The following is a 12,701-nucleotide window of genomic DNA, read 5'->3' on the forward strand; positions in this document are numbered from 1 at the left end:
GAGCCTTCCTGAACCCCGTTTACCGAACCTTTCGGAGTCTGACCGTTGATGAACCCGGTTTCCCTCTTCTGTATCCTGCTCGGCGTGGCGCTGAACGCGTGCGCCCAACTGCTGCTGAAGGCGGGCGTGAACGCCGTTGGACACTTCGAATTCACCCGTGCGAACATCCTGCCCATAGGCTTCAAGATTGCGATGCAGTTGCCGATCATGGGCGGACTCGCGTGCTACGTGGTCAGCGTGGGCGTGTGGATCGTCGGGCTGTCGCGAGTCGACGTGTCGATCGCGTATCCGATGCTGTCGCTCGGCTACGTAGTCAACGCGATCGCCGCGTGGTATCTGTTCGGCGAAGTGCTGTCGGTGCAGCGGCTGATCGGCATCGGCATCATCCTCGTCGGCGTGTTTATCCTGGCGCGCAGCTGATGCGGGATCCGGCGTTCGACGCCCTGCACAACCGCTCGTGCCGCCGCTTGGGCCGCGATCGCAGCGCATGTCGCCAGCCGGCCGCTGCCGCCCGATCATTGCAACCGGCGCGCGGCAACCGGCGAGCCACGCGGGCGCGCCAGCGTGGCTCGCCTTTGAACCGGACACGCTCCACCTTCAACGAGACCTGCATTCATGACCCAGTCCTCCGCTCCGTTTTTGCCGTTCGTGCGCCCTGAAATCGACGATGAGACGATCGCGGGTGTCGTCGAAGTGCTGCGCTCCGGCTGGATCACGACCGGCCCGCAGAACCAGGCGTTCGAAGCGGCGCTCTCGGCCTTCTGCGGCGGCCGTCCGGTGCGCACTTTCAACTCCGGCACCGCGACGCTCGAAATCGGCCTGCGGATCGCGGGCGTCGGGCCCGGCGACGAAGTGATCACCACGCCCGCCACGTGGGTCGCGACCAGCAACGTGATCCTCGAAGTCGGCGCGACGCCGGTGTTCGCGGATATTGATCCCGTCACGCGCAACATCGACCTCGACCTGCTCGAAAAGGCGATCACGCCGCGAACGAAGGCGCTGATCCCGGTGTATCTGGCGGGCGCGCCGGTCGACATGGACCGCCTGTACGCGATCGCAAAGGCGCACAATCTGCGGGTGATCGAAGACGCCGCGCAGGCGCTCGGCTCCACGTGGCACGGCAAGCGGATCGGCGCGATCGGCGACATCGTGTCTTTCAGCTTCCATCCGAACAAGAACCTGACGTCGATCGAAGGCGGCGCGCTCGTGCTCAACAACGAGGACGAAGCGAAGCTCGCGCAGAAGTACCGGCTGCAGGGCATCACGCGCAGCGGCCACGACGGCATGGATTGCGACGTGCTGGGCGGCAAGTTCAACCTGACGGACGTCGCGGCGCGTGTCGGCCTCGGCCAGTTGCCGCATCTCGAACGCTTTACGCAGCAGCGCAGGAAACTCGCGCGCGCGTATTTCGACGGCTTCGAGGGCGGCGCGGCGGTCAAGCTCGGCGTGGGCCTGCCGGTGCGCGACTTCGAGCACACGAACTGGCACATGTTCCAGATCACGCTGCCGATCGAGCGCCTGTCGATCAGCCGCGGCGAGTTCATGGAAGAACTGAAGCAGCGCGGCATCGGTTCGGGCGTGCATTACCCGGCGCTGCACCTGTTCTCGCTGTACCGCGCACGGGGCTTCAAGGAGGGCATGTTCCCGCATGCGGAGCGCTTTGGCGCGAGCACGGTCACGTTGCCGCTCTTCACGCAGATGACCGGCGACGACATCGCACGCGTCTGCCGCGCAGTGAACGACATCTGTACGCAGTTCGCGAAGCAGGCTTGATCCGGCGGCCAACCGGCACCAGTTTCGGAACAGCAGTCGCAACAAGGGTTTGGGACGGCAGTCGAAAAACAGGCGCAGCACATGCGGCACATGAGGTGAGCGCGAACGCGCACACCGGCGGCGAGCGCCAAGAACAATCGGAACACAGGTACACATGAGTCAAACGGAACATCACGCGACGAGCGCACCGGAAGTCTCGGTGATCATCCCGGTCTACAACGAAGAGGCCGGACTGGCCGCGCTCTTCGCGCGCCTCTACCCGGCGCTCGATGCGCTCGGCACGCGCTACGAGGTGATCTTCATCAACGACGGCAGCCGCGACCGCTCCGCCGCGATCCTCGCCGAGCAGTTCCGCGCGCGACCCGACGCGACCCGTGTGATCCTGCTGAACGGCAACTACGGGCAGCACATGGCGATTCTCGCGGGCTTCGAGCAGTCGCGCGGCAGCATCGTCATCACGCTCGACGCCGACCTGCAGAATCCGCCCGAGGAAATCGGCAAGCTCGTCACGAAGATGCGCGAAGGGTTCGACTACGTCGGCACGATCCGCATGCAGCGCCAGGACAGCCTGTGGCGACGCAAGGCGTCGCTCGCGATGAACCGGCTGCGCGAACGCATCACGCGCATCAAGATGACCGACCAGGGCTGCATGCTGCGCGCGTACAGCCGCCATATCGTCGATACGATCAACCGCTGCGGCGAGATCAACACGTTCATCCCGGCACTCGCGTACACGTTCGCGCAGAACCCGGTCGAAATCGACGTCGCGCACGAGGAGCGTTTCGCGGGCGAATCGAAGTATTCGCTTTACAGCCTGATCCGTCTGAACTTCGACCTCGTCACGGGTTTTTCGGTGGTGCCGCTGCAATGGCTGTCGTTCATCGGCGTGATCCTGTCGGCGGGTTCGGCGGCCCTCTTCGTGCTGCTGCTGATTCGCCGCTTCGTGATCGGCGCGGAAGTGCAGGGCGTGTTCACGCTGTTCGCGATCACGTTCTTCCTGCTCGGCGTGATCATCTTCGCGCTCGGCCTGCTCGGCGAGTACATCGGCCGCATCTACCAGCAGGTGCGCGCGCGGCCGCGCTATCTGGTGCAGACCATCCTGGAAGAGCGCGGCGCGGGCGGCGGTGGCTACATGAGCGTGCAGCCGGCGGTGCAGCCGTCGCCGCTCACCACCACCACGCACAGCCGCCCCACCGCCGATCAGGGACCCGAACGATGAAACCGCGCGCCGTCGTCTTCGCCTATCACAACGTCGGCGTCCGCTGCCTGCTGACGCTGCTCGCGCGCGGCGTCGACGTCGCGCTCGTCGTCACGCACGAAGACAGCGCGACCGAGAACATCTGGTTCGGCAGCGTCGCGCGCGTCGCGGCCGAGCACGGTATTCCGTTCGTCACGCCGGTGGATCCGAAGAGCGCCGATCTGCGCGCGGCCGTCAGCCACGCGAAGCCCGACTTCATCTTCTCGTTCTACTACCGCCACATGCTGCCGGTCGATCTGCTGAAGATCGCCGCGCGCGGCGCGTACAACATGCACGGCTCACTGCTGCCGAAGTACCGCGGCCGCGTGCCGACCAACTGGGCGGTGCTCAACGGCGAAACCGAAACCGGCGCGACGCTGCATGAAATGGCCGCGAAGCCGGACGCGGGCGCGATCGTCGCGCAGACGCCGGTGCCGATCCTGCCCGACGATACGGCCGCCGAAGTATTCGACAAGGTGACGGTGGCCGCCGAGCAGACGCTGTGGCGCGCGCTGCCCGCACTGCTCGCTGGGGAAGCGCCGCATCTGCCGAACGATCTCGCGCACGGCAGCTATTTCGGCGGACGCAAGCCGGAAGACGGCCGCATCGATTTCACGCAGCCCGCGGAGCAGGTCTACAACCTGATCCGCGCAGTCGCACCGCCGTATCCGGGCGCGTTCTTCGATGTCGACGGCGAGCGCTTCGTGATCGCGCGTGCGCGGCTCGCGGCGCCGGGCGCCGTCGTTGCCGCTGCGGACGCGGCCGGGGCGGATTTGCCCGCCGGTGTCCACGTGAGCGATAATGCCTTTTTGGCGATCTGCGGCGATGGCCGCGCAGTCGCAATCCACGAACTCCATCACCAGTCCGGCGGCCCCGGCGCGCAGTCGCAAGAGCACGCCATCACGCCCGCCGCGTTCACCCAGCTCACTCAATCTTCCCGCAAGCAATGAAAACCGAAGGCTTCGCCAAAAAAGTCCTGATCCTGGGCGTGAACGGCTTCATCGGCCACCACCTGTCCAAGCGCATCCTCGAAACGACCAACTGGGAAGTGTTCGGGATGGACATGCAGACCGAGCGCCTCGGAGACCTCGTGAATCACGAGCGCATGCACTTCTTCGAAGGCGACATCACGATCAACAAGGAGTGGGTCGAATATCACGTGCGCAAATGCGACGTGATCCTGCCGCTCGTCGCGATCGCCACGCCCGCCACCTACGTGAAGCAGCCGCTGCGCGTGTTCGAACTCGACTTCGAGGCGAACCTGCCGATCGTGCGTTCGGCCGTGAAGTACGGCAAGCACCTCGTGTTTCCGTCCACGTCCGAGGTGTACGGCATGTGCACCGACGAGCAGTTCGACCCGGACGCGTCGCCGCTGATCTACGGCCCGATCAACAAGCCGCGCTGGATCTACGCGTGCTCGAAGCAGCTGATGGACCGCGTGATCTGGGGCTACGGCATGGAAGGCCTCAACTTCACGCTGTTCCGTCCGTTCAACTGGATCGGCCCGGGCCTCGATTCGATCTACACGCCGAAGGAAGGCAGCTCGCGCGTGGTCACGCAGTTCCTCGGCCACATCGTGCGCGGCGAGAACATCAGCCTCGTCGACGGCGGCGGTCAGAAGCGCGCGTTCACCGACATCGGCGACGGCATCGACGCGCTGATGAAGATCATCGAGAACAAGGGTGGCGTCGCGACGGGCAAGATCTACAACATCGGCAATCCGAAGAACAACTTCTCGGTGCGCGAGCTCGCGCACAAGATGCTGGCGCTCGCCGCCGAGTTCCCGGAATACGCCGACAGCGCGAAGAAGGTGCAGCTCGTCGAAACGTCGTCGGGCGCGTACTACGGCGAAGGCTACCAGGACGTGCAGAACCGCGTGCCGAAGATCGACAACACGATGCAGGAGCTCGGCTGGGCACCGCAAGCCACGTTCGACGACGCGCTGCGCAAGATCTTCGAAGCGTATCGCGGCCACGTCGCGGACGCGCGCGCACTCGTTGAGCAGCAGTAACGCGGAGCGAGCGCGTTGGCCCGTATCGTCCTCAAGATCGACGTCGACACGCTGCGCGGCACGCGTGAAGGCGTGCCGAATCTCGCGCGGATCTTCGACCGCTTCAAGGCGCGCGCCACCTTCCTCTTCAGCCTCGGTCCGGATCACACCGGCTGGGCGATGCGCCGCGTGCTGCGGCCGGGTTTTCTGAAGAAGGTGTCGCGCACGTCGGTGGTCGAACACTACGGCATCCGCCAGTTGATGTACGGCGTGCTGCTGCCCGGCCCCGACATCGGCGCGCGCGCCGCTGCCGACATGCGCGCGATCCACGAAGCCGGCTTCGAGTGCGGCATCCATACGTGGGACCACGTGTACTGGCAGGACAACGTGCGCTCGAAACCGCGCGACTGGACCGCCGCGCAGATGCAGAAGAGCCACGAACGTTTCGTCGAGGTGTTCGGCGCGCCGCCGGTCACGCACGGCGCGGCGGGCTGGCAGATGAACGGCCACGCGTTCGAGCAGATCGACGCGTGGGGCATGCGTTACGCGTCGGATGGACGCGGCCATGCGCCGTACTTCCCGGTCGTAGACGGCAGAACCCTGGCCCACGTGCAGATGCCCACCACGCTGCCCACGCTCGATGAAGTGCTGGGCGTCGACAATATCGATGAGACCAACGTCGCAGCATGGATGCTCGCGCGCACCGAGAACAATCCGTGCGACCAGGTGTTCACGCTGCATGCGGAACTCGAAGGCCAGAAGCTCGCGCCGATCTTCGAGCAACTGCTCGACGGCTGGCGCGCGCAAGGCCACACGTTCGCGACGATGGGCGACTATCACGCGACGCTGGACCGCGACTCGCTGCCATCGTACCCTGTGACCTGGGGTGAAATCCCCGGCCGCTCCGGCGAGCTGATCGTCCAGCCCGACTGATCTCCCTGCCGGCGCGCGGCCCGCAACCGGCACGCGCGCCCGGTATCGCTGCATCCCCTTCCTGCGCGTCGCGACCACCGGCCCTCACAAGAAAACGGAGAACCTCGTGCCCATCGCAGTCGACCAGACCGTCCCCGACTTCACCGCTCCCGCCACTGGCGAAGACTTTACGCTGTCGGGCGCACGCGGCAAGAAGCTCGTGCTGTATTTCTACCCGAAGGACAACACGCCGGGCTGCACGACCGAAGGTCTGCAGTTCCGCGATCTGCATCCGAAGTTCAAGAAGGCCGGCGCAGTGATCGTCGGCGTGTCGCGCGACAGCCTGCGTTCGCACGAGAACTTCAAGACCAAGCTCGAACTGCCGTTTACGCTGGTATCGGACCCGGACGAGACGCTGTGCACGCTCTTCGACGTCATCAAAATGAAGAAAATGTATGGCAAAGAGGTACGTGGCATCGAGCGCTCCACGTTCCTGATCGACGGTGCCGGGGTACTCCGGCGCGAATGGCGCGGCATCAAGGTGCCGGGCCATGTCGACGAGGTCCTGGAGGCTGTACAAGCGCTTTGAGGCGCGTTATATTGATTTTCAATGAGTGCCTGTCCACCCCATTTTTTTCCGCGCTGCGCCGTCTTTCACGGTACCGACACCACCGACGCCCACTCCTCCTTCCAGTGCGTCGAAGTCGCAAGGCACAGTGCGATGACCGAAGTCGAGCCGCTTGCCCCAGGAGCCGGGGCGGCGGCTTTTTTATTTCTCCCCCGCCGGCTCGCTGCCGGTCCGGTCTTTCCTCCAAGGAGCTCATCGAAAAACCAGGCGAACCGGCATCTTCAGATCTGAGCGCGTCGCTCGTTGCCGTCGGCACACGCCTACCCGGCGAATGTTCGCGGCACTTTGCGATGCACGATATGCGACCCGATTTCCTCGAGGGACACCATGCCTTTGCCTTCCGCACCCAGCAAGCTCGGTAATCTTCTGCCGCCTGACGAATACAAGGCCAAAGCCCGGCCGGCGGCGAAAACGACGGTGCGACAGCCTGAACCCGCAGGCGATCCGGAATCGGCCGGCTATGACGACGTGAGCGTCGTCACGCCGATCGCGGCAACCAGTCATGCCGCGCCGACGCTGCGCTCCGTCCCGACCGCCGCCACTGGCGCCACGTCCGAATCCACCTCCGCGCGCGGCCGAAAAACGAAGCAGACCGCGGCGCTCCTGCAACCGGTTCCTGCCGTCACGCCAGCGCCCGAATCCGAGTCCGACGACGCTGCGCCCGCCACGCCGGTCGCGCGCGGCGCGCGCTCCGGCACGAAGGCGCCCGCCGCGGCCGCTACGCCCACGACCCGCGGCTCGGCCCGCAGGCGCGCCGGTTCCGTCGACGACACCGAAACGCGCAAGCTGTTCGTGCTCGACACCAACGTGCTGATGCACGACCCGACCTGTCTCTTCCGCTTCGAGGAACACGACGTCTATCTGCCGATGATGACGCTCGAGGAGCTCGACAACCACAAGAAGGGGATGTCGGAAGTCGCGCGTAACGCCCGCCAGGTGAGCCGCACGCTCGATGCGCTCGTCGCGAACGCCGGTCCGATCTCCGAAGGCATCTCGCTGTCGCGCCTCGGCAGCCGGGAGGCCTCGGGACGCCTGTACTTCCAGACCAAGCTCACCGCGATCGAGCCGGTGGAAGGCCTGCCGGAAGGCAAGGCCGACAACCAGATCCTCGGTGTCGTGCGCGCACTGCAACGCGACCGCGAAGACCGCCAGGTCGTGCTGGTGTCGAAAGACATCAACATGCGGATCAAGGCGCACGCGCTCGGCCTGCCCGCGGAAGACTACTTCAACGACCAGGTTCTCGAAGACAAGGACCTGCTGTATACGGGCATCCGCGCGCTGCCGCAGGACTTCTGGACGAAGCACGCGAAGGGCATGGAGAGCTGGCAGGACACCAAGACCGGCACCACGTACTACCGCGTGACGGGACCGCTGTGCGGCTCGATGCTCGTCAACGAGTTCGTCTACCTCGAGCCGCAGAACGGCGAGCCCGCGTTCCATGCGATCGTGCGCGAGCTGAACGGCAAGACGGCGCTGCTGCAGACGCTGCGCGACTACGGCCACCACAAGAACAACGTGTGGGGCATCACGGCGCGTAACCGCGAGCAGAACTTCGCGCTGAACCTGCTGATGAACCCGGAGATCGACTTCGTCACGCTGCTCGGCCAGGCCGGCACCGGCAAGACGCTCGTCGCGCTCGCGGCGGGCCTCGCGCAGGTGCTCGACGACAAGCGCTACAACGAGATCATCGTGACGCGCGCAACCGTTCCGGTCGGCGAGGACATCGGCTTTCTGCCGGGTACCGAGGAAGAGAAGATGCAGCCGTGGATGGGCGCATTCGACGACAACCTCGAGGTTCTGCAGAAAACCGACGACGCAGCCGGCGAATGGGGCCGCGCCGCGACCCAGGAGCTGATCCGCTCGCGCCTGAAGGTGAAGAGCATGAACTTCATGCGCGGCCGGACCTTCGTCGACAAGTATCTGATCATCGACGAAGCGCAGAACCTGACGCCGAAACAGATGAAGACGCTCGTCACGCGCGCGGGTCCGGGCACCAAGATCATCTGCCTCGGCAACATCGCGCAGATCGACACGCCGTACCTGACGGAAGGCAGCTCGGGCCTCACCTATGTCGTCGACCGCTTCAAGGGCTGGGCGCATAGCGGCCACGTAACGCTTGCCCGCGGCGAGCGCTCGCGGCTGGCCGACTACGCGTCGGACATCCTGTAGGCGGCTCGACACCCACCGCGCAGTCACCCAGACCGCCTCCGGATTTTCCCGGAGGCGGTTTTTTTTCGCCTTTCAGCCCCGCCAGCCGGGCCGCTCCGCGATTGCGTCGCTTCGATCTCCGGCTCAACTTCGAGCCAGACGGTGCCGATATCCTCGATAAGGGCAATGTAATTTTCGCCCCTTCCGGCTGCACGCACCGCAAGTTCCGCGCGCTATCTCGCGAGTTTTGTGCGCTCCTCAACGTTGGCGCGCGCAGGGCCGGAGTACATTGGCCTCGCCGTGTCCGGGACGCGATTTCCCACGTCGAGACCACGTGGTGGCAGTACGTCCGCTGGATGCAGGAAACAAATCGCAGACTTCGCGCGTGACCGGGCGGCGTCTGCCCCGGGGTTGACCAATGCTAAGCAAACCACTCGTCGTCGACCTGGACGGCACGCTGCTCCGTTCGGACGTGCTGATCGAATCCGGCTTCGCGTACCTCAAATCCGCGCCGTACCGCTTCTACAAGCCGCTGCTGTGGCTGCTGCGCGGCGGCAAGCCCGCGCTCAAGACCCAGCTGGCCGACGCAACCGACATCGACGTCGCCGCGCTGCCCTACGACCGCACCGTGCTCGACTGGCTGTCCGCCGAACGCGCCGCCGGCCGTTCGCTGGTGCTCGCGACCGCGTGCAGCGAACGTTACGCGCAGGCCATCTCCGCGCATCTGGGCCTGTTCGACCGCACCTTCGCGACCGATGCCGAGACCAACCTCGCGGCCGCGCGCAAGCGCGACCAGCTGGTGGCCGAGTACGGCGAAAAAGGCTTCGACTACGTCGGCAACTCGCGCGACGACGTGCCCGTGTGGCGCTCGGCCGAACGCGCGTACGTGGTGAACCCGGACACCGGCGTGGAGCGCGCGGCACGGCGGATCGGCAACGTGGAGCGCGTGATCGATTCGCGCCCGTCCCTGCTGCGCACGTTCGCGAAAGCGTTGCGCCTGCATCAGTGGCTGAAGAACCTGCTGATCTTCCTGCCGCTCCTCGCCGCGCACATGCTGAACTCGCCGTTCGCGGTCGCGTCGGCGCTGCTCGCGTTTTTCTCGTTCGGACTGTGCGCATCGAGCGTCTATCTGCTGAACGACCTGCTCGATCTCGAAGACGACCGCAACCATCCGGTGAAATGCAAACGGCCGCTGGCTTCGGGCGCGATGCCGCTCGCGTGGGGGATGGCGCTGATACCCGTGCTGCTCGCCGGATCGTTCGCGATCGCGCTTGCGTGGCTGCCGGCGCGCTTCGCGCTCGTGCTGCTCGGATACTACGTGCTGACGCTCGCGTACTCGACCTTCATCAAGCGCCAGGTCGTGGTCGACGTCGTGACCCTCGCCGGCCTCTACACGACGCGCATCGTCGCGGGCACCGCGGCGGTCGGCGCGCATCTGACGTTCTGGCTGCTCGCATTCTCGATGTTCATGTTCCTGAGCCTCGCGCTGATCAAGCGCTACGCGGAAGTCCATGCGATGCAGGCGCGCGGCGTCACGAAAACGCGCGGCCGCGACTACACCGTCGCCGACCTGCCGATGATCTCGTCGCTCGGCACCGCGTCCGGCTATCTGGCGGTGCTGGTGCTCGCGCTGTACATCCAGGACGCACGCACGATGAGCCTGTACCGCGAACCGCAGGTGATCTGGCTCGCGTGTCCGCTGGTGCTGTACTGGATCAGCCGGGCGTGGGTCATCGCGCATCGCGGCGGCATGCATGACGATCCGATCGTGTTCGCGGCGCGGGACCGCGTGAGTCTCGCCGTCGTAGCGTTGTGCGGGTTGGTGTTCTGGGCAGCAATCTGAAGCAGGTGAAGCCATGAGTGAAGCAAGAAGCGCCGCGCTCGGCGGCGCGCAGACAGTCGACGTGATGAGCGGCATTCCAGCGGAGCTGGGACGCTCGCGGCTGGTCGCGGCTTATACGCTGTTCGCGGCCATTTCGATCCTGTCCAACCTGGGCAGCCAGAAAATCGCGCTGCTCGTCTACAGCGGCTGGATGGCGGTGCCGCTGTCGGTGTTTTTCGGCACCGGCGTCGGCCTCGTCGTCAAGTTCGTGCTCGACAAGCTGTGGATCTTCCAGTACGAGCACCGCGACATCGCGCACGGCCTGGTGAGCTTCATTCTCTACAGCTGCATGGGCGTCGCGACGACGGTCATCTTCTGGGGCTTCGAGTTCGGCGCGGACCGCCTGTTCGGCACCGACACCGGGCGCCTCGCGGGTGGCTTCGTCGGGCTGGTGATCGGCTACTTCGTCAAATACCGGCTCGACAAGAAGTTCGTGTTTCGTTGAGGGGCGTTGATGGTGGGCGTTGACGCGGCGCTTTGAGTCCGCGCTTTGACCCGGATACCGCACCGCAAAGCAACACTTAGCGCGCGAAGTTCATGTAATTTATCAAGTTTTCTTGCGGGGGCCCTGCGGGACGGTCTACTATCGCGGCATCTGTACTATTTATGCGCGCGCTGAGATCGGCCCACCGCCGGGCGCGCTTCGTCGTATCCACATGCGCCGACTCTGGTTCCCGTTGCTGATGGCCCTGCTGCTCGCGGCGTGCTCGAGCGCGCCGCAGCGTTCCGCCCGCACCGGCGAATCCTCCTCTTCCGGCGCCTTCCGCACCAGGCCACCGGGCTTCCCGAACTTCGTCGACCACAGCATTGGCCGGGAGGAAATCCCGATTCAGGCGATGAGCCTCGTCGGCATTCCGTACCGCTGGGGCGGCAACACGCCGGATAGCGGCTTCGACTGCAGCGGCCTCGTGCGCTACGTGTTCGCGCGTTCCGCGTCGGTCAACCTGCCGCGCACCACCGCGGAGATGAGCACGCGCGGCGAATCCATCGACCCCGACGAGATCGCGACCGGCGACCTCGTGTTCTTCAACACGACCGGGCGGCCGCACTCGCACGTCGGCATCTACGTAGGCAAGCTGCGCTTCGTCAACGCGCCGTCCACCGGCGGCACCGTGCGCCTCGACTACCTGAACAACCCGTACTGGGCAAAGCACTTCGACGGCATCCGCCGCGTCGCGCCGCCGAAGACGACACCCGCGCCGTTCGATGTGCCGACGTATCAGGCTTCGCGCACGCCTGAGGGGGCTAATGGTGCTGCGGGTGCGGCTGGTTCGGCTGCAGGCCCGGCGGGTGCGAAGGCGGGCTATGCGGCTGGTAATGCGTCGTCTTATGCGGCGACACCGGCTCAGGCGCCGATTCAGGCGCAGACGCCGATATCAACACCGGCCGGCGCGCGCCCGGCTGACGCACGCGCCGCGATGGCCGCGCAAACATCGGTTGCGCCCGTCGCGTCAGGCTTGAGCGGTGCGACAGCCACGCCCAATGGCGTGACTGGCGGCATCGCGCCGACGAACCCGCCGCCCGCCACCGCCGACGCGTTCGAGCCGCCGCCCAGCGCAATGAGCGCCGCGCAGCTGCAGGCTCGCGACGCAGGCGCGGTTTCGCCTGCGGCGTCCAGCGGTACCACCGCGCCGACCATCCCGGCCACGCCGGCCTCACCGCCCTCGCCAACCATCGACGCGCGCGAAATGCAGCAACAGCAGCAGCAGCCGGTTGCCCCTGCCCGCACCGCAGCGCTTGCGCCGTCCTACGGTTCAGCTCCTGCGACACCCTCCAATACGCACCCAGATGCGATCGACCAGGCCGCGGACGCCTACGAACCGCCTCCGCCGTCCGCGACAACCGCCCAGCAGCAGGCACGCAGCGCGCAGCAGCTTCAACCCCAACCGTCCCCACCCGCCGCCGGCACGGAAGGCACGCAGATCATGCGCGCGTCGACGGCATCGCACGGACAGCCGATCCGCACGCCCGCCGGCGACGATCCGATCGCCCGCTTCGCCAACGGCAGTTTCTGATTTTCCGCCGCGGCGCGCCATTAGCCGAACGGCCAACGTTCGCGCGCGACGGCGACCGGCCTTAAGTCACCTTGTCCGTTCAGCCAACGTACGGCCTCGTCGCCCCATGCCCGACG

Annotated in this window: 11 protein-coding genes; all 11 read left to right on the forward strand. The window is 65.9% G+C overall.

What is annotated here, in order from left to right:
* Positions 1–48: 48 nt before the first annotated feature.
* The 11 genes from DVS29_RS02795 (at position 49) to DVS29_RS02845 (ending at position 12,585) form a co-directional block, all read left to right on the forward strand.
* A complete protein-coding gene (locus DVS29_RS02795; protein WP_118178917.1) occupies positions 49–420 on the forward strand; it encodes an SMR family transporter in 372 nt (123 codons plus the stop codon).
* A 195-nt stretch (positions 421–615) separates the two neighbouring features.
* Positions 616–1,773, forward strand: a complete 1,158-nt coding sequence (locus DVS29_RS02800) for a DegT/DnrJ/EryC1/StrS family aminotransferase (RefSeq protein WP_118178918.1) — start codon at positions 616–618, stop codon at positions 1,771–1,773.
* A gap of 154 nt (positions 1,774–1,927) precedes the next feature.
* Positions 1,928–2,992, forward strand: a complete 1,065-nt coding sequence (locus tag DVS29_RS02805; RefSeq protein WP_240655431.1) for a glycosyltransferase — start codon at positions 1,928–1,930, stop codon at positions 2,990–2,992.
* Entirely contained in the window at positions 2,989–3,960 is a 972-nt protein-coding gene (locus DVS29_RS02810) for a formyltransferase (protein ID WP_118178919.1), read from the forward strand. The genes DVS29_RS02805 and DVS29_RS02810 overlap by 4 nt, the downstream gene beginning before the upstream one ends.
* Positions 3,957–5,021 carry a bifunctional UDP-4-keto-pentose/UDP-xylose synthase gene (locus DVS29_RS02815; RefSeq protein WP_118178920.1) on the forward strand — a complete coding sequence of 355 codons (1,065 nt, stop codon included), beginning with the start codon at positions 3,957–3,959 and terminating at the stop codon, positions 5,019–5,021. Before DVS29_RS02810 ends, DVS29_RS02815 begins: the two co-directional genes overlap by 4 nt.
* A 15-nt stretch (positions 5,022–5,036) precedes the next feature.
* Positions 5,037–5,933: a polysaccharide deacetylase family protein gene (locus DVS29_RS02820; protein ID WP_118178921.1), complete on the forward strand. Its 897-nt coding sequence runs from the start codon at positions 5,037–5,039 to the stop codon at positions 5,931–5,933.
* A gap of 106 nt (positions 5,934–6,039) precedes the next feature.
* Entirely contained in the window at positions 6,040–6,501 is a 462-nt protein-coding gene (locus DVS29_RS02825; RefSeq protein ID WP_118178922.1) for a peroxiredoxin, read from the forward strand.
* A gap of 366 nt (positions 6,502–6,867) precedes the next feature.
* The gene (locus tag DVS29_RS02830; protein WP_118178923.1) at positions 6,868–8,709 is read left to right on the forward strand and encodes a PhoH family protein; all 1,842 of its coding nucleotides are present in this window, start codon (positions 6,868–6,870) and stop codon (positions 8,707–8,709) included.
* Between the two features lie 397 nt (positions 8,710–9,106).
* Entirely contained in the window at positions 9,107–10,531 is a 1,425-nt protein-coding gene (locus DVS29_RS02835; RefSeq protein WP_118178924.1) for a UbiA family prenyltransferase, read from the forward strand.
* Between the two features lie 64 nt (positions 10,532–10,595).
* On the forward strand, positions 10,596–11,015 hold the full coding sequence (locus DVS29_RS02840; RefSeq protein ID WP_205962395.1) for a GtrA family protein: 420 nt from the start codon (positions 10,596–10,598) through the stop codon (positions 11,013–11,015).
* Positions 11,016–11,226: 211 nt separating this feature from the next.
* Positions 11,227–12,585, forward strand: coding sequence for a C40 family peptidase (locus tag DVS29_RS02845; protein ID WP_118178925.1), 1,359 nt, complete (start codon positions 11,227–11,229; stop codon positions 12,583–12,585).
* The last annotated feature ends 116 nt before the right edge of the window (positions 12,586–12,701 follow it).

It is taken from the genome of Paraburkholderia phosphatilytica (genome assembly GCF_003443895.1).
Taxonomy (GTDB): Bacteria; Pseudomonadota; Gammaproteobacteria; order Burkholderiales; family Burkholderiaceae; genus Paraburkholderia; species Paraburkholderia phosphatilytica.